This is a genomic window from Pseudomonas sp. 3A(2025) (assembly GCF_054589175.1).
In genome coordinates this window covers 41,007-66,479 of record NZ_BAAILM010000010.1, presented here as the reverse complement: position 1 = coordinate 66,479, position 25,473 = coordinate 41,007, and the positions used below count along the sequence as shown (strand labels likewise).

20 protein-coding genes are annotated in these 25,473 nt (G+C 60.3%); 14 read left to right on the top strand and 6 right to left on the bottom strand.

Features of this window, described 5'->3' with window-relative positions; translation table 11 throughout:
• The first annotated feature begins 126 nt into the window (after positions 1 to 126).
• From ACYP2A_RS03955 to ACYP2A_RS03945, 3 genes are read left to right on the top strand one after another with little or no spacing between them, the layout of a single operon-like run.
• Positions 127 to 1,077: a choline ABC transporter substrate-binding protein gene (locus ACYP2A_RS03955; RefSeq protein WP_459742946.1), complete on the top strand. Its 951-nt coding sequence runs from the start codon at positions 127 to 129 to the stop codon at positions 1,075 to 1,077.
• A 39-nt stretch (positions 1,078 to 1,116) separates the two neighbouring features.
• Positions 1,117 to 2,805, top strand: coding sequence for a choline dehydrogenase (locus ACYP2A_RS03950; protein ID WP_459742944.1), 1,689 nt, complete (start codon positions 1,117 to 1,119; stop codon positions 2,803 to 2,805).
• Between the two features lie 34 nt (positions 2,806 to 2,839).
• Positions 2,840 to 4,276 (top strand): aldehyde dehydrogenase family protein, encoded by a 1,437-nt coding sequence (locus ACYP2A_RS03945; RefSeq protein ID WP_459742943.1) that lies wholly within the window; start codon positions 2,840 to 2,842, stop codon positions 4,274 to 4,276.
• A gap of 16 nt (positions 4,277 to 4,292) precedes the next feature.
• Here ACYP2A_RS03945 and folD read toward each other — a convergent pair whose 3' ends face one another.
• Both folD and ACYP2A_RS03935 read right to left on the bottom strand, forming a co-directional pair.
• Positions 4,293 to 5,186, bottom strand: coding sequence for a bifunctional methylenetetrahydrofolate dehydrogenase/methenyltetrahydrofolate cyclohydrolase FolD (gene folD, locus ACYP2A_RS03940; protein WP_459743089.1), 894 nt, complete (start codon positions 5,184 to 5,186; stop codon positions 4,293 to 4,295).
• A 36-nt stretch (positions 5,187 to 5,222) separates the two neighbouring features.
• Positions 5,223 to 7,652: an FAD-dependent oxidoreductase gene (locus ACYP2A_RS03935; RefSeq protein WP_459742941.1), complete on the bottom strand. Its 2,430-nt coding sequence runs from the start codon at positions 7,650 to 7,652 to the stop codon at positions 5,223 to 5,225.
• A 143-nt stretch (positions 7,653 to 7,795) separates the two neighbouring features.
• Here ACYP2A_RS03935 and ACYP2A_RS03930 point away from each other — a divergent pair, with 143 nt between their 5' ends.
• The 11 genes from ACYP2A_RS03930 to ACYP2A_RS03880 all read left to right on the top strand — a co-directional run bounded on the left by ACYP2A_RS03930 (position 7,796) and on the right by ACYP2A_RS03880 (position 21,585).
• Positions 7,796 to 8,716 (top strand): LysR family transcriptional regulator, encoded by a 921-nt coding sequence (locus tag ACYP2A_RS03930; RefSeq protein WP_459742939.1) that lies wholly within the window; start codon positions 7,796 to 7,798, stop codon positions 8,714 to 8,716.
• A gap of 101 nt (positions 8,717 to 8,817) precedes the next feature.
• Complete coding sequence (locus ACYP2A_RS03925; protein ID WP_459742937.1) at positions 8,818 to 10,485, top strand: electron transfer flavoprotein-ubiquinone oxidoreductase; 1,668 nt, start codon at positions 8,818 to 8,820, stop codon at positions 10,483 to 10,485.
• Between the two features lie 74 nt (positions 10,486 to 10,559).
• The gene (locus ACYP2A_RS03920; protein WP_459742935.1) at positions 10,560 to 11,621 is read left to right on the top strand and encodes an ABC transporter substrate-binding protein; all 1,062 of its coding nucleotides are present in this window, start codon (positions 10,560 to 10,562) and stop codon (positions 11,619 to 11,621) included.
• A 278-nt stretch (positions 11,622 to 11,899) separates the two neighbouring features.
• Positions 11,900 to 12,649 (top strand): electron transfer flavoprotein subunit beta/FixA family protein, encoded by a 750-nt coding sequence (locus ACYP2A_RS03915; protein WP_459742933.1) that lies wholly within the window; start codon positions 11,900 to 11,902, stop codon positions 12,647 to 12,649.
• Positions 12,649 to 13,587 carry an electron transfer flavoprotein subunit alpha/FixB family protein gene (locus tag ACYP2A_RS03910; protein ID WP_459742931.1) on the top strand — a complete coding sequence of 313 codons (939 nt, stop codon included), beginning with the start codon at positions 12,649 to 12,651 and terminating at the stop codon, positions 13,585 to 13,587. Before ACYP2A_RS03915 ends, ACYP2A_RS03910 begins: the two co-directional genes overlap by 1 nt.
• Before the next feature lie 10 nt (positions 13,588 to 13,597).
• On the top strand, positions 13,598 to 14,452 hold the full coding sequence (gene purU, locus ACYP2A_RS03905) for a formyltetrahydrofolate deformylase (protein WP_459742929.1): 855 nt from the start codon (positions 13,598 to 13,600) through the stop codon (positions 14,450 to 14,452).
• A 52-nt stretch (positions 14,453 to 14,504) separates the two neighbouring features.
• Positions 14,505 to 16,955 (top strand): GcvT family protein, encoded by a 2,451-nt coding sequence (locus tag ACYP2A_RS03900; protein WP_459742927.1) that lies wholly within the window; start codon positions 14,505 to 14,507, stop codon positions 16,953 to 16,955.
• Between the two features lie 292 nt (positions 16,956 to 17,247).
• The gene (locus tag ACYP2A_RS03895) at positions 17,248 to 18,342 is read left to right on the top strand and encodes an ABC transporter ATP-binding protein (protein WP_459742925.1); all 1,095 of its coding nucleotides are present in this window, start codon (positions 17,248 to 17,250) and stop codon (positions 18,340 to 18,342) included.
• A 23-nt stretch (positions 18,343 to 18,365) separates the two neighbouring features.
• Positions 18,366 to 19,643, top strand: a complete 1,278-nt coding sequence (locus tag ACYP2A_RS03890; RefSeq protein WP_459742923.1) for an ABC transporter permease — start codon at positions 18,366 to 18,368, stop codon at positions 19,641 to 19,643.
• A gap of 3 nt (positions 19,644 to 19,646) precedes the next feature.
• Positions 19,647 to 20,507: an ABC transporter permease gene (locus ACYP2A_RS03885; protein WP_459742921.1), complete on the top strand. Its 861-nt coding sequence runs from the start codon at positions 19,647 to 19,649 to the stop codon at positions 20,505 to 20,507.
• A 22-nt stretch (positions 20,508 to 20,529) separates the two neighbouring features.
• Entirely contained in the window at positions 20,530 to 21,585 is a 1,056-nt protein-coding gene (locus ACYP2A_RS03880; protein ID WP_459742920.1) for an ABC transporter substrate-binding protein, read from the top strand.
• Positions 21,586 to 21,620: 35 nt separating this feature from the next.
• Here the strand turns inward: ACYP2A_RS03880 and hxsA are convergent, their stop codons facing one another.
• The 4 genes from hxsA to ACYP2A_RS03860 are packed head-to-tail and all read right to left on the bottom strand — an operon-like array spanning position 21,621 to position 25,262.
• Positions 21,621 to 22,232 (bottom strand): His-Xaa-Ser repeat protein HxsA, encoded by a 612-nt coding sequence (gene hxsA / locus ACYP2A_RS03875; protein WP_459742918.1) that lies wholly within the window; start codon positions 22,230 to 22,232, stop codon positions 21,621 to 21,623.
• Complete coding sequence (gene hxsC / locus ACYP2A_RS03870) at positions 22,219 to 23,457, bottom strand: His-Xaa-Ser system radical SAM maturase HxsC (protein ID WP_459742916.1); 1,239 nt, start codon at positions 23,455 to 23,457, stop codon at positions 22,219 to 22,221. The genes hxsA and hxsC overlap by 14 nt, the downstream gene beginning before the upstream one ends.
• A gap of 3 nt (positions 23,458 to 23,460) precedes the next feature.
• The gene (gene hxsB, locus ACYP2A_RS03865; protein WP_459742915.1) at positions 23,461 to 24,960 is read right to left on the bottom strand and encodes a His-Xaa-Ser system radical SAM maturase HxsB; all 1,500 of its coding nucleotides are present in this window, start codon (positions 24,958 to 24,960) and stop codon (positions 23,461 to 23,463) included.
• Positions 24,957 to 25,262, bottom strand: a complete 306-nt coding sequence (locus ACYP2A_RS03860; RefSeq protein WP_459742913.1) for a His-Xaa-Ser system protein HxsD — start codon at positions 25,260 to 25,262, stop codon at positions 24,957 to 24,959. Before ACYP2A_RS03860 ends, hxsB begins: the two co-directional genes overlap by 4 nt.
• Positions 25,263 to 25,473 lie beyond the last annotated feature (211 nt).

Here is a 25,473-nt window from a genome sequence, read left to right as displayed (position 1 = left end):
CTAATAAAGACATTGAAACGCGCTGAGGTCCACAGACCGAAATCAGGCAACACCCTCGGCTTTTTACTGCCCACACGCTGAACCCGGACCACCGGACAACCCTGGCAATGTGATTGGAGCCGAACGATGAAAATGTCTTGCGTAGTGATTACCTCGTGTCTGGCGGGAGCGATCCCGCTGTTTGCACACGCCGCTGAACCTGCCCAGTGCAATGCAGTGCGTTTCTCCGAAATCGGCTGGACGGACAACGCCGTCACGACGGCGCTGGCCCGGCAAGTGCTGGAGGGCCTTGGCTACACAACCAGGTCATCGCTGCTGTCAGTGCCCATTACCTTGAAGTCGCTTGCAGACGGCAAGGACATGGATGTGTTTCTGGGTAACTGGATGCCGAGCATGGCGAGCGACATGGCGCCGTATCAGGCGGCCAGCTCGATAGACGTGGTGCGAATCAATCTGCAAAACGCCAAGTACACCCTAGCAGTGAATGAAGCGATCTGGCAGCAGGGCCTGAAAGACTTTGCCGACATCCCTCGATTCAAGGAGCAACTGGGGGCAAAGATCTACGGCATCGAACCGGGTAACGATGGCAATCGGCACATTGAACAGATGATCGAGGCCAATGCCTTTGGTCTTAAAAACGCCGGCTTCAAGCTGGTCGAGTCCAGTGAAGCCGGAATGTTGTCTCAAGTTGAGCGTGTCTCCAGGCGCGAGGCTGCGGTGGTTTTCCTCGGATGGGAACCACACCCCATGAACACCCGCTTCAAGATTCGCTATCTCACCGGCGGCGATGAGTTCTTTGGCCCGAACTTCGGCTCGGCGACGGTCTATACCCTGACCCGCAAGGGCTTCGCCAGCGAATGCCCCAATGTCGGCCGATTTCTCAGCAACCTGGGTTTCACCCTGGACATGGAAAGCGCGCTGATGAGCAAGGTTCTGGACGACAAGATAAAGGTGGAAGACGCCGCCAGACAGTGGCTCAAGCAAAACCCACAGTTGCTGGCGGCCTGGCTTGACGGCGTATCGGCGCGCGATGGCAAGCCAGGCGCTGAAGCACTGGCCGCGCATCTGGTGCAATGAAACGAGTCGAGTCGACGTAATAAAGAAGATGAGGCCGTGATGAGAAACAGTACTGCTAAAGACCGTGAAGAATTCGATTTTATCGTGGTGGGTGCAGGCTCCGCTGGCTGCGTGATTGCCAACCGGCTCTCTGCCGACCCGGCACACCGGGTTCTGTTGCTTGAGGCCGGCCCCGCAGACCGTAGCCTGTTCATTCATATGCCTGCCGGGGTCTACCGTGTCTGGCAGGATGAGCGAATCAACTGGAACTACAACAGCGTCAGCCAGGCCCACATGGACGACCGGAGCATTTCCGTGCCGCGCGGAAAAGTGCTGGGCGGAAGCTCGTCGATCAATGCCATGGTCTACCTGCGGGGTCATCCTTCTGACTACGACAATTGGGCGCGCGATTTCAATCTGCCCGACTGGGATTACGCCCACTGCCTGCCGTATTTCAAACGTGCCGAACGCAATGAGCGCGGTGCCAACGAGTGGCACGGCGCCGACGGCCCGCTCGGGGTTAGCCAGGGCAAATCGGACAATGTGCTGTATGACGCCTTTGTCGCTGCCGGGCCTGAGGCCGGGGTCGGGGCCAGCGAAGACTTGAACGGTTTTCAACCGGAGGGGCTGGCGCGTTTCGACAGTACTAAATGGAATGGCAAGCGGTGTTCGTCTGCCGTGGCGTATCTGCACCCCGTCATGGGACGGCAGAACCTTACTGTGATCACCGAGGCCCTGGTCGAGCAGGTCGTGCTTGCGGGCAAGCGCGCCACGGGTATCCGTTACAGCCACAAAGGCCGGAAAATCGTCGCCAGTGCCTCGCGTGAAGTGATTTTGTGCGGCGGCGCCATCAACTCGCCGCAACTGTTGATGATCTCCGGCATCGGCCCGGCAGACGCACTGCGCAAGGTGGGCATCACCGCGCTGCACGACCTGCCGGGTGTGGGTCAGAACCTGCAGGACCACATCGACCTGATCATGCAGTGGGAATGCACCAAACCGGTTTCGCTGGACCCTCTGCAAAAGCCCTTGGTCAAGCTGGCGGTGGGCACCCAGTGGTTACTGCGCCGCACCGGTCCTGTGGCCTCCAATATCTGGGAAGCCGGTGGGCTGGTGCGCACCAACAGTACGGTTCAGGCGCCCAATATCCAGTTCCATTTTGCGCCGGTGGGCATCGACTATGACAAGGGCAAGATCAGCCTGCGGCAAGGCTTTCAGATGCACATCAGCCAGCTTCGTCAGCAGTCCCGAGGTCATCTGGAGCTTGTCAGTGCCTCGCCTGCACAGGCGCCGCACATTCATTTCAATTTTCTGGAGCGTGAGCACGACAAACGTGAACTCGTCGAGGGCGTCAAGATGGCCCGGCACATCGTCAGCCAGCCGGCGTTCAACGAATACCGTGGCAAAGAACGGGTGCCTGGCGCGCCGGTTTCCAGTGACGCCGCCATCCTGCGTTTTGTGCAGCAGGTGGCTGAAACGGAGTTTCATCCCTCGTGTACCTGCCGCATGGGCAACGACCCGCTTGCCGTGGTCGATCACCAGCTCAAGGTCCACGGCATCGACGGCTTGCGCGTGGTCGATGCCTCGGCGATGCCCAATGTGATCAGCGCCAATCTCAATGCCACGGTGATCATGATGGCCGAGAAAGCGGCCGATCATATTCTTGGTAATCCACTGCTGGCGCCCCAGCGTCCGTTTTTTGCCTTTGATACACCTCTGTCCGTCGCGCCCGATCCTGTGGGTGCATGACGCAAATTCTGAATCTGAAATACAAGGAGCACGCATGTCCAGGCTTGATCGTTTCTATATAGGCGGCCAATGGGTGGAACCCCAGGGTGAGCAAACGCTCGACGTCATCAACCCCGCCACTGAAACATGCATCGGTCAGGTTGCGATGGGCAGCGAGGCCGATGCCGTCAGCGCTATCCAGGCGGCCAGGCAAGCGTTCGCGGCCTACTCGCGCACGACCCGGGAAGAACGTATTCACTACCTTGAACGGATTCTGGAGCGTTACAACGCTCGCTACGATGAACTGGTCCAGGCCGTCACGCTTGAATTGGGCTCGCCCCTTGCGTTGTCGCGTGATGCGCAGGTCAGTACCGGCCAGATTCACCTTGAAACCACACTTCAGGCATTACGTGATTTTGCCTTCGAAGAGCAACGCGGTGATGTGTTGGTCGCCCGTGAAGCGATTGGCGTTTGCACCTTGATCACGCCGTGGAACTGGCCGCTCAACCAGATCGTGTGCAAGGTGGCCCCCGCGTTGGCGGCAGGTTGCACCATGGTTCTGAAACCCAGCGAAATCGCGCCGCTCAGTGCCTTGCTGTTCGCCGGGATCCTCGATGAAGCCGGCTTGCCACCGGGGGTTTTCAACCTGGTCAATGGCAGCGGATCAGAGGTCGGTAATGTACTGACCCGGCACCCGGAGGTGGACATGGTGTCCTTCACAGGCTCCACCCGCGCCGGAGTCGCCGTCGCCAAAAACGCAGCCGACACCGTGAAGCGGGTCGCTCAGGAACTGGGCGGCAAGTCGCCCAACCTGATTTTTGCTGACGCCGATCTGCGCAGCGCGGTGACACAAGGCATCGATGCCTGCTTCTCCAATACCGGCCAGTCGTGCGATGCACCGACCCGGATGCTGGTTCCTGAGCAATGCTATGAAGAGGTCGTGCAGATTGCGCAAGCCCACGTCAGGACCATCAAGGTCGGGGATCCGATGGACCCTGACAGCGTTCTGGGACCGGTCATCAGCCGTGCCCAGTTCGAAAAGATTCAAGACCTGATTCAGTCCGGTCTCGATGAGGGTGCGCAGTTGATCTGCGGAGGGGCAGGGCGCCCGGATAATTTGCCGCAAGGCTATTACGTCAAGCCGACGATCTTTGGTAACGCCACCATGGACATGCGTATTGTCCGTGAGGAAATCTTCGGCCCGGTGCTGTGCATCCAGACCTACAGCAGCGAAGAGCAAGCCATCGCCCTGGCCAACGAAGGGGTCTACGGGCTGGCGGCTTACGTGCAATCGGCCGACCTGCAACGTGCCCGCAGGGTCGCCCGGCAACTGCGCGCAGGTTCGGTCTACATCAACTATCCAGAGTGGAGCCCGCAGGCTCCGTTTGGTGGCTACAAGCACTCGGGCAATGGCCGCGAATACGCCGACTGGGGCATTCACGATTACCTTGAAATCAAAGGTATCTCCGGGTGGGGGCCGTCATCTCGATAACCTTATCCAGAGCGCCTCAATCGTACCTGAGCGGTTCACCTTCAATATCCTCGGCAGCCGTCAGCGTGTTCTTCATCAGGCACGCCACGGTCATCGGGCCGACACCGCCGGGTACCGGGGTGATCGCCGAGGCGATATGGCTGGCCGAGGCGAAGTCCACGTCACCGACCAGCATCAACACACCGTCGCGCTCGATGCGGTTGATCCCTACGTCGATGACCACCGCTCCGGGCTTGATTGCCTCGGCGGTGATCATTTCGGCCCGGCCGATGGCGACCACCAGGATATCGGCTTGGCGGCACTCGGCGTTCAGGTCGCGGGTGCGCGAGTGAACGAGGGTGACGGTGCAGTTTTCCTGCAACAACAGGTTGGCCATCGGTTTACCGACGATGTTCGAGCGACCGACGATCACCGCCTTCTTGCCGGATAGATCGCCCAGACGCTGCTTGAGCATCATCAGGCAACCCAGCGGTGTGCACGGGGTCAGGCTGGCCTTGCCCTGGCTGAGTCGACCGACATTGATCGGGTGAAAGCCATCGACATCCTTGGCCGGGTCAATGGCGGCGATGACCCGCGCTTCATCGATGTGCGCCGGAAGCGGCAACTGCACCAGAATGCCGTGGACGAAGCTGTCACGGTTGAGCTTGTCGATCAGTGCCAGCAGGTCGCGCTGGGAGGTGTCGCTGGCCAGCAGGTGCGGAAACGAGTCGATGCCCGACTCCAGCGCCTTTTTCATCTTGGTGCGCACGTAGACCTGACTGGCCGGGTCATCGCCGACCAGTACCACGGCCAGCCCCGGCGCATGGCCGCGTCTTTCGCGGAAGGCGCGGGCACCACGGGCTACCTCCTGGCGCAGGGTCTCTGCGAAAGCCTTGCCGTCAATGAGGTCGGCCGTCGTGGGGGCGGCAATGTCGAGAGTGTGTTCGATGGTCATCTTGGTTCCTTATCAGGCTTTGAGGCGTTCGCCCTTGGGGTCGTAGACACAACTGCGCACGACGCAGGCCGCCTGGTCGCGGCCCAGAATACGCACAGTCAATTCAGTGTTCAGCGCGGCAAATTCACGCAGCACAAAACCCATGGCCAGGCTTTTCTCGACGCGGTAGCCCCACGCGCCCGAGGTGGTCAGGCCGATAAGCCGGCCTTGATGGAAAATCGGCTCGCTGCCCAGCGCATCGGCGGTGCCGGCCTGTATTTCCAGAGTGACCAGCCGGTGAGTGGAGGGCGTATCGCGTTCGGCCAGCACGGCTGTACGGCCGTCGAATTCGCCTTTGTCGGTCTTGATGAAATAACCCATGCCGGCGGCCAGGGCGCTGTATTCAGTGGTCAGTTCGCGGCCCCAGATCGGGTAGCCCTTTTCGATACGCATCGAGTCCATGGCCCGCAGGCCGAAATCAGCGATGGCGTAGGGCTGGCCGGCCTTGAGCAGCGCATCATAAAGCGTTTGCTGGTGCTCGACCGGGTGGTGCAGTTCCCAGCCCGGTTCGCCGACAAAGTTCATGCGCAATGCCCGCAAGCTGACGCCTGCCACCTCGATTTCCTGGCCGGTAAACCATGGGAAGGCTTCGTTGCTCAGGTCGGTAGGGGTCAGCGCCGCCAGAACGTCACGGGCGCGCGGACCGGCCAGTACCAGGCAACCCCAGTCGTGGGTGGTGTTGCTGATCGTCAGTGCGGGCCAGGCAGCGGCGCGCTGGCGCAAGGCATCTTCGATCAGCAATTCGGCAGCGGCCGGCCCCATCAGATAAAAACTGCCGTCCTGCAACAGGGTGATCGAGCATTCCCAGGCCACGCTGCCAGTCGCGGTCAGCACATGCGCCAGGGCGATATCGCCGGCGCTGGTGGGGACCCGATTGGGGCTCAGCCGGTCAAGAAACGCCCAGGCATCGCGACCGCTGATTTCAAACTTGCTGAAGGCGCTCAGGTCGAGAACACCGACACGCTGCTGCACGGCCTGGCATTCGGCGCGCACGGCGGCGTCCCAGTTGCCTCGGCGATAGGTGAACTGTTCTTTGGCGCTTTGGGCATCGGCGGCAAACCAGCTGGCGCGCTCCCAGCCGTACCACGCGCCGAACACGGCATTGCGCTCCTTGAGCTGCGGGTAGGCCGGTGTGGTCTTGATCTGCCGTCCCACCGGGCGCATGGCGTACTCGTTCGGGCAGCCGAGCTGGTATTCGTTGGCGTACAACTCCAGCGATTTGCTTACGGTGTAATCCAGGTCGGCGTAGGCGCCGAAACGCCGGGAGTCGAGCTCCCACAGCTCGACTTCCGGGTGGCCGTCGATGATCCACTGGGCCAGATAACGACCGGCGCCACCGCCTTGAGTGATGCCAAAACTGAAGCCTGCGCAGGCAAAGTAATTGTCGTAGCCGTGCACCGGGCCGAGCAGCGGCAAACCGTCCGGGGTATAGACGATCGGGCCGTTGACCACGGTCTTGATGCCGCCCTCACCGATGATGCCAATCTGTTCCATGGCCGCACCGATGATGTCTTCCAGTCGCCCCAGCTCAGGTTGCAGCAGCTCCTGGCCAAAACTGGCCGGCACACCGTCCACCGCCCAGGCCACTGGCTCACGCTCGTAGGGGCCCAGGATCAGGCCTTTGCCTTCCTGACGCAGGTAATAGGAAATATCCGGGTCGCGCAGCAGCGGTAAAAGCTCAGTGCGGTTTTGCAGTGCGGGAATGTTGTCGGTCACCAGGTATTGGTGTTCCAGGCAGCAGATCGGCAACTGGTGGCCGATCATCGCGGCAATTTCATTGGCCCGAAAGCCCGCCGCATTGACGATGATGTCAGCCAGGATCACACCTTGTTCGGTGGTCACTTCCCAGCGCTTGTCAGCCAGCTGGCGGATCGCAGTCACCGGGTTGTGCCGCGAAATCGTCGCCCCGTAACCGCGGGCCAGTTGCGCCATGGCATTGGTGACGCTGGTCGGGTCAATGTGCCCGTCATACGGGTCCCACAACCCGCCGAGCAGGCCGGTGGTGTCCAGAAACGGATGCAGTTCGGCCAGCCGCTGCGGGCTGACCACCTCGACGCCGTCGAGCCCGGCCAGCGTGGCCAGTGCCGCCACCCGATGAAATTCGTCCATGCGTTCTGGCGTGTGCGCCAGGCGTACGGAGCCGGTCTGGTGATGGCCCACCGACTGGCCGGTCTGTTCAGCCAGTTGCCGGTACAGCTCGATGCTGTGCTTTTGCAGCTTCATGATGTTCAGGCTGGTGCTGAACGAGGGCAGGTTGCCGGCAGCGTGCCAGGTCGAGCCGGAGGTCAGTTCGAGCTTCTCGACCAGCATCACATCGCTCCAGCCCGCCCTGGCCAGATGGTACAGCGTGCTCACACCCGTTATGCCACCACCAATCACTAACACTCTGGCTTCCGATTTCATCTCGCGGTCCTTCTGACGAGTCCTTGGGGAGTTTCACGCCGGTCAACCGGCCTGCTGGAAAGGGATGCTATGAGCCTTGAGACAGCGCTACAAACGATGTATACAGCTCAGATTTATAAGTCTGGCTAATACAGGAGCCCGCCATGTCTCTGGCCAATTTGCAGCTCAACTGGCTGCGCACATTCGAATCGGTCGGCCGGCACTTGAGTTTTTCGGCCGCCGCGATCGAGCTGAACATGAGCCAGTCGGCGGTCAGCCAGCAGATCAAGCTGCTGGAGCACAAGCTCGGCAAGCCGCTGTTTTTGCGCCAGACCCGCTCGATCCAGTTGACGGTGTCGGGGCGTGCTTACCTGGCGGTGGTGCGCGAAGGTCTGTGGCACATGCATCAGGGCATGAACAATATCTTCAGCTCGGTGGCGCAGGGCGTGCTGGAGTTGAGCGTCAACAACTCCTTCGCCCAGCTGTGGCTGGCGCCGCGCATGGAGCGCTTTGCCGAGCTGTACCCGCAGATTTCGCTGCGCATGTACGGGGTCAACTGGGAAGCCGATGCGCCGCCGTCCAGTGCTGAACTGGAGATTCGCTACGGCGCCGGCAACTGGCAGCAGTACGACATCCAGCAACTGCTGAGCACCGAACTCAAACCCTATTGTTCGCTGGACGTGGCCGCCAAGTTGCGTAACGCCGGCGGCCTGCTCAGCCTGCCGTTGATCGACACGCTGGGCACGCCCAATGGCTGGAACGACTGGCTGGCCAAGTACCCGCAGGCCGAGGCGGAAAACTTTCAGCGTTTCTATGTCGACAGCTACGCCATCGCGGCCAGCATGGCCATCGAAAGTGCCGGCGTGTGTCTGCTCAATGAAGAACTGGTCGAAAAGTCCAGATTGCGTGGCCAACTGGTTTCACCCATCGATCAGACCATTGAAAGCATGGCCGGCTTTTACTTGCTCAAGGCGCACAACAAACCCCTGTCCGGGGCCGCCCAGGCTTTCTGCAACTGGCTGGAGTCAGAGTTGCGTGCCGGTTTCCGTCTGGGCAGTGCCAAAGAAACACTGGCCACGAATTAGCCAGTCTTATTAATGAATCGCTTATAGATCGTTTGTTCGTGGCGTCATCCCGCTCGTAGCATCCCCCTCATACGTCAGGTTCGTTACCTGTGGAGGGGCTGATGCAACGCGAAGCAATGGAATTCGATGTGGTCGTGGTCGGCGGTGGTCCAGCAGGGTTGTCCGCCGCCATTCGCCTGCGTCAGTTGGCAATCGAAGAGGGGCGTGAGCTGTCGGTCTGCCTGGTCGAAAAAGGCGCCGAGGTCGGTGCGCATATTCTGTCGGGCGCGGTGTTCGAGCCTACGGCGCTCACTGAACTGTTCCCGGACTGGCAGGCGATGGGGGCACCGCTGCACACGGCGGTCAAGCGTGATGAAATTTTCTACCTGAGCTCTTCCCGCAACGCCATTCAGGTGCCCGGCGCCTTGGTGCCCAGCACCCTGCATAACGAAGGTAATTACATCGTCAGCCTCGGCAATATCTGCCGCTGGCTGGGGCAACAGGCCGAAGCGCTGGGGGTGGATGTATTTCCCGGTTTTCCGGCGGCTGAAGTGCTTTACGACGACGCAGGGCGTGTCAAAGGTGTGGTCACCGCCGACATGGGCCTGAGCCGCAATGGTGCCGAGAAGGGCGGTTTCACCCCCGGGATTGAATTGCATGGCAAGCAGACCGTGTTTGCCGAAGGCTGTCGCGGGCATCTGGGCAAGGCGTTGATCAAGGCCTTTGACCTGGACGCCGAATCCGACCCGCAGCATTACGGGCTGGGCATCAAGGAGGTCTGGGAAGTTCCTGCCGAACAGCACTCGCCCGGCCTGGTGATTCACAGCACCGGCTGGCCGCTGACGCAGAATGGCGTGCAAGGCGGCGCGTTCATGTATCACCTGCAAGACCGCCAGGTCGTCATCGGCCAGGTGGTGGACCTCAATTACCGCAACCCCTGGCTGTCGCCGTTCGACGAGTTGCAGCAGCTCAAGCATCACCCCGTTTATGAGCGCTACCTGCGCGGCGGCACACGCATCAGCTACGGCGCCCGGGCGATTGCCAAGGGCGGCCTGCAGTCCTTGCCGCGCATGCACTTTCCCGGCGGGCTGCTGATCGGTTGCGATGCCGGCACCTTGAATTTCGCCAAGATCAAAGGCTCTCACACCGCCATGAAGTCGGGCCTGCTGGCGGCAGAAACGATCTATGCGGCACTGGCGGTTGACGATTCGTCGGGACAGGACCTGGCCGATTACGCACTGCGTTTCAACGCATCCTGGATTCACCAGGAACTGCACACGCAACGCAACTTCGGCCCGGCCATGCACCGCTTCGGCAGCCTGGCGGGCGCCGCTTATGCCTGGCTTGACCTGAACCTGATGAAAGGCCGCCTGCCCTGGACGCTGCACGACCCCCGTGCCGATCACACCCAGCTGGTGCGCGCCGATGACGTGCCGCGCATCGACTACCCCAAGCCCGACAACGTATTGAGCTTCGACAAAACCTCGTCGGTGTACCTGTCCAATACCAACCACGAAGAAGACCAGCCGTGTCACCTGACTCTGGTCGATGCCGCGCTGCCGATGGCCTTCAACCTGCCGGCCTACGCCGAACCCGCGCAGCGCTACTGCCCGGCGGGGGTTTACGAAGTCGTCGAGCACGACAGCGGCGATCTCAAGGGCAGCCCGCGCTTGCAGATCAATGCGCAGAACTGCCTGCACTGCAAAACCTGCGACATCAAGGACCCGAGCCAGAACATCGTCTGGCGCGTGCCCGAAGGCGGTGGCGGGCCTAATTACTCAAGCATGTAGCACGCCTTTACAACAAGAAACCTACTCATCGAACTCACTGCCCAGACTCACAACACCGCAATCAGGGGAGCGTTATGAAAAAATCAGCGTTGCTTCTACTCACCGGCTTGGCCGCCGCCGCCACCGCTCAGGCCCAGGATCAACTGACCGTTGTCACCTATGGCGGCAGTATTGCCGCCGCCCAACAGCAATCGTCGATTGCGCCCTTTGCGAAAAAGACCGGCATCCAGATCAGGACCGAGGACTACTCTGGCGGCATCGCTCAGCTCAAGGCGCAGGTTGAGGCCAAACGTGTGGTCTGGGACGTCGTCGACATGGAAATGCCCGACGCCGTGCGCGCTTGCAACGCCGGCCTGCTTGAACGGATTGATCCGGCCAGGGACCTGGCGCCTGCCGTGGACGGCTCGGCGGCGGCCGCCGACTTTCTGCCCGGCACGCTCAATGCCTGCGGTGTAGGCGCTTACGTCTGGACCACGGCGGTGGCCTACAACAGCAAGGCATTCAAGGGTCCGGCGCCGACGACGCTCGCCGACTTTTTCGACCTGCAGAAATTTCCCGGCAAACGCGGCCTGCGCAACGCACCGCAAGCCAACCTGGAATGGGCGCTGATGGCCGACGGCGTGCCGCGTGAGCAGGTTTACGCGACCCTTGAAACCGAGCAGGGCCTGGAGCGTGCCTTTGCCAAACTCGACACCATCAAGCGCCAGGTCATCTGGTGGGAAGCCGGCGCCCAGCCGCCACAGCTGCTGGCTGACGGGCAGGTGAGCATGACCTCGGCCTGGAACGGGCGAATCTGGTCGGCGCAGGTCAAGGAAAAGCAGCCATTCAAGATTATCTGGGACGGGCAAATGTACGACATCGACGTCTGGGCCATCCCGCTGGGCGCACCCAACCGCCAGCGCGCCATGGATTTCCTGCGCTTTGCGACCTCGCCGCAGGTGCTGGCCGACCAGAGCCGCTACATCGCCTACGGCCCAAGCCGAAAGTCGTCGCAACCACTGGTGCAGGCCGACATGCAAGCCAGCCTGCCCACGGCACCGGCCAACTTCACCAGCGCCTTGCAGGTCGACTCGCAATGGTGGAGCGACCACGCCGATGAGCTGAACGAGCGCTTCAATGCGTGGCTGGCCCGCTGAAACCATTCGGACCGAGCCGAGTGGGTCGGCTCGCTGAATCCCGCAGTCTCGCCTGCGGTGGGGAGTAAAGCCGGTTACCCGTTGCCGGCAGCAAAGGGATTTGATCGTTGCTCAGCACTTGGCCCGGCGCTTGCGTCGGGCTTTTTTATTGAGCCGCTCAAGCACTCACAATGAATAAGCAATGCTTATCCATAAGCCCTATATCCATCGTTTGTAGCCATTCATACCCCCTTATAGCATCCATCCCCAGAAGATCAGATTGATTGGGAGGATGGGCTATGAAGGTGTTGGTGGCGGTAAAGCGGGTCCTGGACGCCAACGTCAAGGTTCGCGTCAAGGCGGACGAGACTGACGTCGAGCTGGGCAACGTCAAGATGTCGATCAATCCTTTCTGCGAGATCGCGGTAGAAGCGGCGTTGCAGTTAAAGGAGAGCGGCCAGGCCAGTGAGGTCGTTGCGGTGTCGGTCGGTCCTGAGGTGTGCCAGGAGCAATTGCGCACGGCGCTGGCAATGGGGGCTGATCGGGCGGTATTGATCAAGGCGCCCGCCGATCTGGAGCCGCTGGCCATCGCCAGGTTGCTCAATGCCTTGGTCCAGCGCGAGACGCCGAATCTGGTGTTACTCGGCAAGCAGTCCATCGACGGTGACAACAACCAGACCGGGCAGATGCTCTCGGCGCTGATGGGCAGTGCGCAAGGCACCTTTGCCTCGAAGATCGCTCTCCACGGCGAGTGGGTCAATGTCACCCGTGAGGTCGATGGCGGCCTGGAGACTCGCAGTCTGCGCCTGCCGGCAGTGATCACCGCTGACCTGCGCCTCAACGAGCCGCGTTATGCCTCGTTGCCCAACATCATGAAAGCCAAGAAAAAGCCGCTGGAAATTATCGATGCCGCAGCACTGGGTATCGATATCGCCCCGCGCCTGAAGGTCCTCAAGGTGTCGGCACCGGCCGAGCGTCAGGCGGGGATTCGGGTGGCGAGTGTCGAGGAACTGGTCGAACGACTCAAGAATGAAGCGGGGGTGATCTGATGGCTGTTCTGTTGATTGCCGAGCACCAGCAGGGTGCTCTGAAAGCCGCGACCCTGCATGCACTGACCGCCGCCGCTGCATTGGGCGATCAGGTCGAGGTGCTGGTAGCCGGTGAGGGCGCAGGTGCCGTGGCTGAAGCGTTGGCGGGTTACGCGGGCGTAGCCGGTGTGCTGCTGGCCGATGGCGCCGAGTATCAGGATCAGGGCGTGGAGAACCTGGCCGCATTGGTCATCGCGCAGCTCAGCAACGGTGGCTACAGCCACGTCGTAGCGGCGGCGACCGCACACGGCAAGAACCTGTTGCCTCGGGTCGCGGCCTTGCTGGATGTCGCGCAGATCAGCGATGTGGTGCAGATCGTTTCAGCCAATACCTTTGTACGGCCGTATTACGCCGGTAATGCCTTGGCCACCGTCGAAAGCACGGATGCGATCAAGGTGCTGACCGTGCGCACCACCGCCTTTGCCGCCGCTGAACAAGGCTCTGTGCCGGCCACCATTCGCACGCTGGCGTCGTTGCCTGACAGCGGCTTGTCGCGCTTTGTCAGCGCCGATTTCAGTGTCTCGGAACGCGTCGAGCTGACCTCGGCAAAGATCATCGTTTCCGGTGGGCGCGGCATGGGCAGCGGCGACAATTTCGGCTTGCTGGAAAAAGTCGCCGACAAGCTCGGGGCGGCGGTGGGCGCTTCGCGGGCGGCGGTCGATGCAGGCTTCGTTTCCAACGACATGCAGGTCGGGCAGACCGGCAAGATCGTCGCGCCGCAGTTGTACATCGCGGTCGGCATCTCCGGCGCCATTCAGCACTTGGCGGGGATGAAGGATTCCAGGGTGATCGTGGCGATCAACAAGGATGAAGAAGCGCCGATTTTCCGCATCGCCGACTACGGCCTGGTGGCCGACCTGTTCGAGGCCGTACCGGCGCTCGAAGCCGCACTGTCTTGAGGAACCTTCGATGAGCACACGAACGTATACCTTTGCCTTCGATTGCCCGGACCGGGTTGGCATCATTACCCGCACCGCCGGCCTGTTCGCCAGCCACGGCGGCTGGGTCCAGGAAGCGGCGCAGTTTTCCGACGCCGAGAGCAACCGCTTTTTCAGCCGCATGGTGGTGCGCGCCGAGTCGCTGCCCTTTGATATTGAGGTGCTACGGCGCAAGGTCGAGCCGCTGGCCCAGGAGCTGGGCATGAACTGGCGGCTGGTCGACAGCGAGCAGCGCAAGCGCGTGGTGCTGATGTGCAGCAAGGGCTCGCACTGCATGACCGACCTGCTGGACCGCTGGAAGACCGGTGATCTGGTGTGCGACATCGCCTGTGTGATTTCCAACCACGTAGACCTGCGCAGCCTGGTGGAGTGGTACGGCATCCCGTTCGAATACGTGCCGGTCAACAAGGACAACAAGGCCGAGGGCTTTGCTTTGACCGAGCGACTGATCGACGAGTACCGCGCCGACTGCATCGTGCTGGCGCGCTACATGCAGATCCTGCCGCAGAACCTGTGCGAGAAGTATCGCCATCAGGTCATCAACATTCACCACAGCTTCCTGCCGTCGTTCATCGGGGCCAAGCCGTATCACCAGGCCTCGCGGCGCGGCGTCAAGCTGATCGGCGCGACTTGCCACTACGTCACCGAAGAACTCGACGAAGGCCCGATCATCGAGCAGGACGTTGCCCGTGTCAGCCATGAACAGAGCGTCGATGACCTGGTGCGCCTGGGCAAGGACGTCGAGAAGACCGTTCTGGCGCGCGGTTTGCGCAACCACCTCGAAGACCGCGTGCTGGTCTACGGCAATAAAACCATCGTCCTGTAACCCCTGATGATCGAGCCTGCGCCTCGACGGGGCGCAGGCCGTGGAGTTTTCTATGAGCAATAGCCTGCCGGGCTCGGCCCGGGTCGTAATCGTTGGTGGCGGGGTGATCGGTTGCAGCGTCGCCTATCACCTGACCAAGCTGGGTATCAAGGATGTCGTGCTGCTGGAGCGCAAGACCTTGACCTGCGGCACCACCTGGCATGCCGCCGGCCTGGTGCCGACGCTGCGCGCCACGTACAACATGAGCATGCTGGCCAAGTACAGCGCCGGCTTGTACGAAGGCCTGGAGGCCGAAACCGGCCAGGCCACCGGTTTTGTACGCAATGGCTCGCTGAGCATCGCCACTCATCAAGAGCGTTTCACCGAACTCAAGCGCGGCGCTTCGATGGCCAAGCTGTGCGGTTTTCCGTGTGAGGTGGTCAACCCCGAGCAAGCGCTGGAGCTGTGGCCGCTGCTGAACATCGACGACATCGTCGGCGGCGTGTACTTGCCCTATGACGGTGTGGTCAACCCGGTGGACGTGACCCAGGCGCTGGCCAGGGGCGCGCGCCTGGGCGGAGCGCGGATCATCGAGAACACCCAGGTGCTGGACATCAAGATCAAGGAGGGCAAGGCGGCCGGGGTGGTCACCGCGCAAGGCGATATCGACGCCGAATTCGTGGTCAATTGTGCCGGCATGTGGGCGCGCAATTTCGGCAAGAAGGCCGGGGTGAATATTCCGCTGCACGCCGCCGAGCACTTCTATGTGGTCACCGAGCCGATGCCGGAAATCAACGGCATCATGCTGCCGACCCTGCGCGACCTGGACAACTACAATTACTTCAAGACCGACGCCGGCAAGCTGCTGGTCGGCACCTTTGAGCCCAACGCCAAGCCGTGGGGCCATAACGGGATTCCTGACAGCTTCAATTTCGACGAGTTGCCACCGGACTTCGACCACCTTGAGCCTTATCTTGAAGCGGCCATTCGCCGTATTCCGGCCATGGAGAAAACCGGCCTGCAAGTGTTCTTCAACGGCCCGGAAAGCTTCACCCCCGACGACCGCTACCACTTGGGCGAAGCCCCCGAGCTGCGCAACTACTTTGTCGCGGCCGGCTTCAACTCGGTGGGCATCCAGTCGGCCGGTGGCGCCGGTAAGGTGCTGGCCGAGTGGATCGCCAAAGGCCATGCGCCGATGGACCTGTGGGATGTCGATATCAAGCGCAACCTGCCATTCCAGGGCAACTCGCAGTACCTGTATGACCGCACCACCGAAGGCCTGGGCCTGCTGTATGCGATGCACTGGCCGTTCCGCCAGTTTGAAACGGCGCGTAATGCGCGCAAGAGCATCCTGCATGACCGGCTGGTGGCGGCCAATGCCTGCTACGGCGAAGTCATGGGCTGGGAGCGCGCCAACTTCTTTGCGCCCGAGGGCGTAAAACCCGAATACGAATACAGCTGGGGCAAGCAGAACTGGTTCGACTGGTCGGCCGCCGAGCACAACGCGGTGCGTAGCCAGGTCGGTCTGTTCGACCAAAGCTCGTTCGCCAAGATTCTGGTGCAGGGCCGCGATGCGATGAGCGTGCTCAACCGCATTTGCAGCAACGACATCGACGTGGCGCCGGGGCGTATTGTCTACACCCAGTGGCTCAACGAGCGCGGCGGCATTGAGGCCGACCTGACCGTCACCCGCCTTGAGCAAGAGGCCTTCCTGATCGTTACCGGGCCGTGGACGCAGGTACGTGAAATGGCCTGGTTGCGCCGCAACACCCCCAGTGAAGCCAACGTGGTCTTCACCGATGTGACCTCGTCCATGGCGGTGATCAGCATCATGGGCCCCAACGCCCGCAACCTCCTGCAATCGCTGACCACTGAAGACCTGTCCAACGAAGGTTTCCCGTTTGCCACTTCGCGTGAAATCGAGCTGGGTTATGCCAGGGTTCGCGCCTCGCGCATCACCTATGTCGGCGAACTGGGCTGGGAGTTGTACATCCCGACCGAATTTGCCCCCGACGTTTACGACCGCATTGTCGCGGCCGGCCCCGAGCATGGCCTGAAACTGTGCGGCTACCACGCGCTGAACTCACTGCGCATCGAGAAGGGCTATCGCCACTTCGGCCATGACGTGATGGAAGAAGACACCCCGCTGGAAGCCGGGCTGGCGTTCGCCTCCGACTTTAACAAGGCCGGCGGCTTCATTGGCAAAGAAGCCCTGCTGGCGCAGAAGGCTACCGGCGTCAAGAAACGCATGGTGCTGTTCAGGTTTCTCGACCCTGAAGCCACCAACTATCACGAAGAGCCGATTTTCCGTAACGGCGAAATCGTCGGGCGCACCACCTCAGGCATGTACGGCCATTACATCGGCGGCAACGTGGCCATGGGGTATGTGTGCAACGAAGCCGGCGTCAGTGCCGACTGGGTGAAGGAGGGCACCTACGAAATCGAGGTCGCCAACAAGAAGTACGCCGTAGAAGCCAGCTTGCGCGCCTTCTACGACCCTGAAATGCACAAGATCAAATGCTGACCCGCAGGCCTTTGAGTGAAGGCCTGCCGTAATACCCCAAACGTCATAACAACAAGTCGATTGAATCGCGTGCGGGCCGACTGACAGGTCGGCCCCACGGTCAAGATCGCTGGAGATAACCACTATGAATGCAACATGCATCGCCTCCGTTTGTGTCGCTCCGTCCCATCATTTTGCTTTCGGGTTCGCTCTGAATCCTTTCTGCCCATAGCGCATGCAATAGAAACCGTGCCAGCACCATGCCCCTGTCGGCGGTGCCTGGCTGCTTACTGAATTGCAGAAAGGTGATCCCATGCAAGCAGAGTCCTTTGTCAGTTTTCGCAACGTGCAAAAGAGTTACGACGGGGAAAACCTGGTCGTCAAAAATTTCAATCTGGAGATCCAGCGCGGTGAGTTCATCACTATGCTCGGGCCTTCGGGGTCGGGCAAGACCACGTGCCTGATGATGCTGGCCGGTTTTGAAACCGTGACCCAGGGCGAAATCTGTATCGATCGCCAGTCGGTCAACGACATCTCGCCGCAAAAGCGCGGCATCGGCATGGTGTTTCAGAACTACGCGCTGTTCCCGCACATGACCATCGCCGAAAACCTGGCGTTTCCGCTCAAGGTACGCGGGCTGTCGTCCGCGGATATCCAGAGCAAGGTGCGCGCCTCGCTGGACATGGTCGCCATGGGCAGCCTCGGCAATCGCATGCCGGCGCAATTGTCCGGTGGCCAGAAACAACGGGTGGCACTGGCACGGGCGCTGATTTTCGAGCCGCGCCTGGTGCTGATGGACGAGCCGCTGGGCGCGCTCGACAAACAGCTGCGCGAACAGATGCAGTACGAAATCAAGCGGCTGTCTAAACAACTGGGCATCACCGTGGTGTATGTCACCCACGACCAGAGCGAAGCGCTGACCATGTCGGACCGTATCGCGGTGTTCAACGACGGCGTGGTGCAGCAACTGGCCAACCCGTGCGACCTGTACGAGAAGCCGGAAACCGCGTTTGTGGCCAGTTTTATCGGCGAGAACAACCGCCTGACCGGCGAGGTGCTCGACTGCACCAGCGGTGACTGCACCGTGCAGGTCGGCAACCTGCAGATCAAGGGCGTGGCCGCCCGTTCAGTCAGTACCGCGCGCGGCACGCGCACCACGCTGTCGATCCGCCCCGAGCGGGTGCTGCTGGAACCGGCGCCAGGCGATTGCGACAACCGCCTGCCGGCAACCATTCAGGAAATCATTTACCACGGCGATCACCTGCGCCTGCGTCTGCAGGTGGCCGGGCAGGATGACTTCGTGGTCAAGGTCACCAATGGCATCACACCGGCCCGGCCACAGCCGGGGGCGGCAGTGACCATCGGCTGGCGAGCTGAAGACTGTCGGGTACTCGACGCTGCTCACTAACCCGCCCGCACGGAGACCCGCTTATGAATCGCCCTGTACTTTCAGAAGGACCTGCGCAAGAGCTGTTCATCCAGCCGCAGGCCGACCCATCGCTCAAGGCGCAGCTCGCCCAGGCCGAGCGCCGCAACCGGCGCAAGTCGGTGTTGCTGGTGCTGCCGTTGCTGGCCTTTATCACTGTGTTCTTTCTGATGCCGATCGGCGACATGCTGCTGCGCAGTGTCAAGAACCCGACCTTGTCGACCTACATGCCGCACAGTGCCCAGCAGTTACAGCAATGGTCGCGTGCTGACATTCCCGGTGAAGAGACCTTCGCAATCGTTGCCCGGGACATTCAGGCACTGGCCGCCAGCCAGCAACTGGACCGGGTCGGCACCGACCTCAATCGCGTGCAAAGCGGCATGAAGCTGCTGCTCAACAAGACTTCCCGTGGGCTGGGCACGCCCGAAGCGGCCGCCGCCGGTTACAAGCCGTTGATGATCGACCTCGACAAGCGCTGGGGCGAAATCGCCACCTGGTCGCAGCTCAAGAGCATGGCGCCTTCGGTGTCGGCGGTGCATTACCTGGCCGCGCTGGACCTGCAATACGACGAGGCGGGCAGCGTGGTTCAGCAACCGGAGAACCGCCAGATCTACGTCAGCAACCTGATCAAGACGCTGATGGTCAGTGCGGCAATCACCTTTATCTGCTTTGTGCTGGGCTACCCGCTGGCGTGGTTTCTGGCCGGCCTGCCGGAGCGCACCAGCAACCTGTTGCTGATTCTGGTGCTGTTGCCGTTCTGGACCTCGTTGCTGGTCAGGACCAGCGCCTGGATCGTCATTCTGCAATCGAACGGGGTGTTCAACGATGTACTGCGCAGCCTGGGCCTGATCGATCAGCCGCTGGACCTGATGTACAACCTGTACGGCACCATCATTGCGATGACCCACATCCTGCTGCCGTTCATGGTCTTGCCGCTGTACAGCGTGATGCGTGGCGTCGACCAGACCTACATCCGCGCCGCGCACTCGATGGGTGCCAGCCCGTTGCGCACCTTCTTGCGTATCTACTTCCCGCTGTCGCTGCCCGGTGTCAGCGCCGGCGGCATTCTGGTGTTCATTCTGGCGGTCGGCTACTACATCACCCCCGCGCTGGTGGGCGGGCGCACCGGGCAAATGATCAGCAACTTCATCGCCTACCACATGCAGACCTCATTGAACTGGGGCCTGGCGTCGGCCATCGCCAGCCTGCTGTTGATCGTGGTGCTGCTGATGTACTGGGTTTACGACCGATTCGTCGGTATTTCCAACATGAAACTGGGGTGAACAATGAGCCTTACCACTGCCTTGCCCAGCTACACCGGCATCCTGGGCCGCTGCTGGTTTTACACGGTGCGCAGTTTTGCCTGGCTGGTGTTGCTGTTTCTGGTGTTGCCGATCGTGGTGATCATCCCGCTGTCGTTCAATGTCGAACCTTATTTCAGCTTCAGCAGCGCGATGCTGCACCTGGACCCGGACGCGTTTTCGCTGCGTTGGTACCGGCAATTGATGAGCGACCCGCTGTGGCGGCTGTCGATCAGCAACAGCTTTCAAGTGGCACTGGGCGCCACGGTGATCGCTACCGCGCTGGGCACCCTGGCGTCCATCGGGCTGTCACGCAGTGATTTGCCGTTCAAGCGGTTGCTCACCGGGCTGCTGATCTCGCCGATGATCGTGCCGGTGATCATTTCAGCCGCCGGCATGTACTTTTTCTACAGCACCCTGGGTATCGGCCAGAGTTTGCTGGCACTGATCCTGTCCCATGCGGTGCTGGGCACACCGTTCGTGATTCTTACCGTGACAGCCACGCTGGCCAGTTTCGACCATTCGCTGGTGCGCGCCGCCGCCAGCATGGGCGCCTCGTCGAGCTACACCTTCTGGCGCGTGACATTCCCGCTGATTCGGCCGGGGATTATCTCGGGCGCCTTGTTTGCCTTTATCACCTCGTTCGATGAAGCGGTGATCGTGCAGTTTCTCGGCGGTGTCGAGCAACGCACCATCCCCCGGCAGATGTGGTCCGGCATGCGCGAGCAGATCAGCCCGACCATTCTGGCCGCCGCCACCTTGCTGATCGTCGTTTCGGTGGTGCTGTTGCTGTTGATCGAAATCCTGCGCCGGCGCTCGCTGCGCGCCCGTGGAATAACCCGTTGAGTCATCCTTCAAGGAATCTGTGATGAAAAAACTCGCGTTATGCATTGCCATCAGCGCCGTGTGCCTGCAAGCGACCGCCGCTGACAGCCTGACCATCGTCACCTACGGCGGCGCACTGGCGGCTGCCCAGACCCAGGCGGCGATCAAGCCGTTCAGCGAAAAGACCGGGGTCAAGACCATTCTGGAGGATTACTCGGGCGGCATCGCCCAGCTCAAGGCGCAGGTCGAGACCAAAAACGTGACATGGGACGTGGTCGACATGGAGCTGCCTGACGCAGTGCGGGCCTGTAATGCCGGCCTGTTCGAGCGCATCAACCCCGCCCGTGACCTGGAATCGGGCGCGGGCGGGGCGCCCGTGGATGTCGACTTCATTCCCGGTGCGATCAGCGATTGCGCGGTGGCCAACATCATCTGGTCCACCACGGTGGCCTACAACACCAAGGCATTTACCCAGCAACCGACCACGCTGAAGGACTTCTTCGACACCAAGACCTTCCCCGGCAAGCGCGGCCTGCGCAAGGCCCCGCAAGGCGCACTGGAATGGGCTTTGCTGGCCGATGGCGTGCCGGCCAACAAGGTCTATTCCACGCTGGAAACCGAAGCCGGCGTCGACCGCGCATTCGCCAAACTCGACACCATCAAGGACCAGGTCGTCTGGTGGGAAGCCGGCGCTCAGCCACCGCAACTGTTGGCCGACGGGCAAGTGGTGATGACCTCGGCCTGGAATGGTCGGATCTGGACCGCACAAACCAAAGAGAAACAACCGTTCAGCATCATCTGGGATGGCCAGCTGTATGACATGGACGTGTGGGCGATTCCGGCCGGTAGCAAGAACAAACAACGCGCGCTGGAATTTCTCAGGTTCGCCACCAGCACCCAGGTACTGGCCGAGCAAAGCAAGCTGATTGCCTACGGCCCGACGCGTAAATCGTCCCAGGCATTGGTAAGCGAAGAGATGAAGCCGCATTTGCCGACCTCACCGGAAAACTTCAAGACCGCGCTGCGGATGAACGCAGAATGGTGGGGCGATCATGCCGATGAGCTTAATGAGCGGTTCAATGCGTGGTTGACGCGGTAAGGCGCTCTGACGCTGTCTGGTTAGTGACGTCAGTGCTAACGCGGAATCTGAATACCCAGCGCATTCAACGTCGCTGTGTCCATCCGTCCATTGATATCCAGACCTGAATCCACCTGAAATGCCATCAAGGCACCACGGGTGGTTTTGCCCAGCACGCCATCAATCGCACCTGCGTAATACTTCTTGGTCATCAGCGCCAGTTGCACGCGCCTTACCAATACCGCCAGATCCTGTGCACCTGGCTTGGCCGAGGTGGTACTTGATCCTGAGGGGCTGGCACTGGGCGTTGTCGTACTGTTGCTTGATCCCGAGTTGTAGCTACGGGCAGCGGGTGCGGGTGTCGAGTAATAAGACGGTGCCGGGGGGGAATAGCTCCTCGGCGCCGAATAGCCTCCGGAGCTGCTGTAATGCGAGCTGTGAGAACTATGCGAGCGATGTGAACTGTGCGACCGATGCGCCGCATAAATATTGACCGCGTCAGTGGCATTGAGGGTGTTCTTGAATGCGGGTGGCGCGGCGTTGGGAAGCGGCAGCCAATCCTGTGACGCCAGATGAGCCGGGCCGGCATCGGCCAGCGGGCTTCCGATGATGGGCAGTGCCGCCAGTGACTGTCCCAACAGCATCTTCCAGCGCTCAAGCAACTTCATGATTTACTCCTTGTATTTGAAGCAGGTCGGTCACTGACAGCCTGCGAATGTTGCGGCTTTGCCAGCGTCCCGAATGAGATTTGAAAAAGCCCGCGCATGATCGAGTGGCTGCGCACCCTTGGCAGGCATCGATAAACAGATTTTTCCAGTCGGAAATACTTTGCCGATAGAAAGGCCCGAGTTGAGGATCAAGCACACACAAGGGCAAGTTGTAGATGGAAACCGTCATACCGCGAATATCCAGAAAGCCCGCCGCCAGTTTGAGTTGTTCCTGATAATCGGCAGGGTCTATCCACAGCGCTTCATGATTTTTCTTGGCGAGGCCTGTGCTCTCGATACCCATGAGGGCCACATGTTGGGTAAACGGTATATTGCGAAAAATAAAGTGCGCCAGTTCTGGAAGGCGTGCGGCGGTGAGCTTGCTCAACACCACGCGTATCTCAATGTTCTGGCCGGCACGCTGCAGGTTGTAGAGCCCTTGCATCGTTTCGGAAAATGCCCCGTAAGCCTGGACGACATGGTCATGATCGACAGCGTTATCCGCATATAGGGGAACCCCCCAGGTTGTGCCGGGGTGATCGATTGCTTTGAGCTGGTTAATCCATGAAGGATCGCGCAGCAAGCGGCCGTTGCTCAGAATGTGCAGTGACTTTTCGGGTACTACGGCTTTGGCGCGAGCAATGATTGCCAGCAGACCCTCTTTGTATAGCGTGGGCTCACCACCACTGATACCCAGTTGCTCGACACCTGGATCGATCAGGTCGATCAGCTTGAGGTTTTCGTCGATATGCCAGCGATCGTCGACATCCTTGGGCGGCTGCGAGCACATCAGGCACACGCTGTTGCAACGGTCGGTGATGAACAGCAGGTTGCTGTTCGAGCCACGACGATATAACACCCGCACCATGCCAGAGTCCGGGCCTGCCGAGATGACATCGCCGGGTTGCACCACCTGTGTATCGCGGGCATTGCTCAGGACGGTGGCGTCGAACAGCTCGCCATTTAGCGAATTGTCAGCCAGCAGAAACCCGCCCACGGGCAGGGTTTTAAACCGGGCAGGTTCCAGTGTGCAGGTTTGATCCAGCCAGAGTATGAGGTCTTCAAAGTCAGCATGGCCGGCACAGCCTTGCAGCCCTTTTTCGATCAGCTCTTCAAGCGTGATGACCTTGAAAAGACGGCGTGTAGGCAAATTACGGATAGAGAACTGAGTGTCCAGACGTAGCATGGCTTATCCCCGGTATCCGCTGCGGGGAACATCCCTGAGCGAGCGTCTGGAGAGCCAGCTCATCAGCACGCGATGCGTGGTGTCATCGCTGTCCCGGAGTTGGGTGAACAAATGCGTCAGCAACCCCATATTCTTTTCGCAGAAACTGCTGAAAGCACGATGTCCCACCGGATCACCCTGACGAGCAAAATGCTCGACAGGGTCGGCGCCGCAATAAGGCACCAATGCGCAATCCGAACACCCAGGCAAGGCCTCGGCGACACCACTGGCAAGCAGCAAATCGATCACCGGTGATTTGAGCAGTTCTTTCAGCGGTTGTTTAACGCTGCCCAGACTCAGGCCGTTTTCGCCCATTTCCAGCAGCATGCGCGACTCGTCCGACGGATAGACATCGCCGTCGTAGTTGTAGACCAGCGCACCCAGACCGGCACCCAGCGGTGAGCGCAGGTCCACGTAGCCCGACGCAAACGGGGTAAGGATGTTGGTGAGTAACAATGAGGCATAGCTTTCTGAAAGGTACGTCCCTTGCGTATTGATGGAAATCAGATAGGTGAGGGCAGTCTTGTAGAAAGAGAGGAACTCATTCATCGAGTAATCAAGGCGCCGTGCCGCGTTTTTCGCAAAACCATAAGGACTTAGCGGCCTTAGGGAAATACTGCTGAAGCCCTGTGTCACGTATTCATCAATGATTGCCTGCGGGTGTTTCAGGCTTTTGGCGGTCAGTGTCGTCAGCGCAGAAACGGCATCATGCCCCAGCCTTGCCCGAACCCGGTTGATGCCTTCCAGCGTGCGCTCATAGGCATCTTTACCCGGCGTCGGTCGGTTGGCGTTGTGCAGAAAAGCCGGGCCGTCGAGCGATGTTGAAAACTGAATGTTGTAGCGCTCGGCAAAGTCGAGCATCGCTTCTGTCAGATGATGCAGTGTGCTGGTGATGACGTACTGAATGCTTCGAGCTTCAACCTCGTTTCGCACCTCTACGCTCTCGACGATCTGCCGTATACGGTCGAAGGCCAGTAAAGGTTCGCCGCCCTGAAATTCGACGGTCAACACTTGGGACGGCGATTCAAACAGCCGATCCACCGCGTGCGCTGCATGTTCGGCTGACAGGTCATGCCCGGCATCGCTCTGCGGCGCCCGGGAAACCTGGCAATACTGGCACGTGTGATTACAGCGCAGGGTCACGACAAAAATATGCAGTGCCGGGCCTTCAAACAGGAAGCTTTTGCGGCTGCGGTATTGCGCCGCCATCTCGGCGAGCGGGTTGTGTCTACCGGGCTCGAAGATGAAATGCCGTGCCAGCAGATCCTTGTAAACGGGCGATCCAGTATCCAGCTCTTTGCGTACCAGTTTGTTCAGGACGGCTTCGGGAGTGAACAGGTACTCACCGGTTTCTGCGGTCAGCAGGTAATTGTGGGGGCTTGAATCATCCAGGCGCATGAACCTGAATGGCAGCAGACGATAAGGTGTTTCTTTGGCGATCAACGAGCTCTGTTGCAGCGTCATACACCTGCGCCTCGTAATGCGGCTGAAACGAGTGCTTCGCGCAGTTTCCAGGTCTCGCGATGAATCTGATCACGCAAGGCAAAATCATTCAGGTGTCTCAGTACCCGTTCATGGGCATGAGCAATAGAAGGAACCAGAGTACCTGGGCCGGCAATGACCGTGGGTGTCACGTCCAGTTCAAGGCGTGCACCATTCTGCTTGATCTGGATCGTGAGATCACCGGCAAGGGCATAGGCGACACGTTGGGCAACGCTTAAGGAATACACGCCTTCATCCAGGGCTATTGTTTGCTTCCAGCTCATTCACCGATTCCGTTCGAGGTCACTCACGGCGCGAATGATGCGAGAGGAGAAAGCCAATTGCCATTATTTGTAGCAAAATATTTACGTTTAATACAATGAGAATCAATAGGCTTTTCTTTTAAAGACCTCCTCACGACCGCCGATATAGCAAGTGGCCGTATTTTTAACGTCCATCCTTCTATATAGATATATAGCACTCAGAAAAAGGTAT

What these genes read in the sequence shown, in the direction of transcription:
- ACYP2A_RS03955 (WP_459742946.1), top strand. Translation starts at nt 127, where the DNA reads ATGAAAATGTCTTGCGTAGTGATTACCTCGTGTCTGGCGGGAGCGATC.
- ACYP2A_RS03950 (WP_459742944.1), top strand. Translation starts at nt 1,117, where the DNA reads ATGAGAAACAGTACTGCTAAAGACCGTGAAGAATTCGATTTTATCGTG.
- ACYP2A_RS03945 (WP_459742943.1), top strand. Translation starts at nt 2,840, where the DNA reads ATGTCCAGGCTTGATCGTTTCTATATAGGCGGCCAATGGGTGGAACCC.
- ACYP2A_RS03935 (WP_459742941.1), bottom strand. Translation starts at nt 7,652, where the DNA reads ATGAAATCGGAAGCCAGAGTGTTAGTGATTGGTGGTGGCATAACGGGT.
- ACYP2A_RS03930 (WP_459742939.1), top strand. Translation starts at nt 7,796, where the DNA reads ATGTCTCTGGCCAATTTGCAGCTCAACTGGCTGCGCACATTCGAATCG.
- ACYP2A_RS03925 (WP_459742937.1), top strand. Translation starts at nt 8,818, where the DNA reads ATGCAACGCGAAGCAATGGAATTCGATGTGGTCGTGGTCGGCGGTGGT.
- ACYP2A_RS03920 (WP_459742935.1), top strand. Translation starts at nt 10,560, where the DNA reads ATGAAAAAATCAGCGTTGCTTCTACTCACCGGCTTGGCCGCCGCCGCC.
- ACYP2A_RS03915 (WP_459742933.1), top strand. Translation starts at nt 11,900, where the DNA reads ATGAAGGTGTTGGTGGCGGTAAAGCGGGTCCTGGACGCCAACGTCAAG.
- ACYP2A_RS03910 (WP_459742931.1), top strand. Translation starts at nt 12,649, where the DNA reads ATGGCTGTTCTGTTGATTGCCGAGCACCAGCAGGGTGCTCTGAAAGCC.
- purU (WP_459742929.1), top strand. Translation starts at nt 13,598, where the DNA reads ATGAGCACACGAACGTATACCTTTGCCTTCGATTGCCCGGACCGGGTT.
- ACYP2A_RS03900 (WP_459742927.1), top strand. Translation starts at nt 14,505, where the DNA reads ATGAGCAATAGCCTGCCGGGCTCGGCCCGGGTCGTAATCGTTGGTGGC.
- ACYP2A_RS03895 (WP_459742925.1), top strand. Translation starts at nt 17,248, where the DNA reads ATGCAAGCAGAGTCCTTTGTCAGTTTTCGCAACGTGCAAAAGAGTTAC.
- ACYP2A_RS03890 (WP_459742923.1), top strand. Translation starts at nt 18,366, where the DNA reads ATGAATCGCCCTGTACTTTCAGAAGGACCTGCGCAAGAGCTGTTCATC.
- ACYP2A_RS03885 (WP_459742921.1), top strand. Translation starts at nt 19,647, where the DNA reads ATGAGCCTTACCACTGCCTTGCCCAGCTACACCGGCATCCTGGGCCGC.
- ACYP2A_RS03880 (WP_459742920.1), top strand. Translation starts at nt 20,530, where the DNA reads ATGAAAAAACTCGCGTTATGCATTGCCATCAGCGCCGTGTGCCTGCAA.
- hxsA (WP_459742918.1), bottom strand. Translation starts at nt 22,232, where the DNA reads ATGAAGTTGCTTGAGCGCTGGAAGATGCTGTTGGGACAGTCACTGGCG.
- hxsC (WP_459742916.1), bottom strand. Translation starts at nt 23,457, where the DNA reads ATGCTACGTCTGGACACTCAGTTCTCTATCCGTAATTTGCCTACACGC.
- hxsB (WP_459742915.1), bottom strand. Translation starts at nt 24,960, where the DNA reads ATGACGCTGCAACAGAGCTCGTTGATCGCCAAAGAAACACCTTATCGT.
- ACYP2A_RS03860 (WP_459742913.1), bottom strand. Translation starts at nt 25,262, where the DNA reads ATGAGCTGGAAGCAAACAATAGCCCTGGATGAAGGCGTGTATTCCTTA.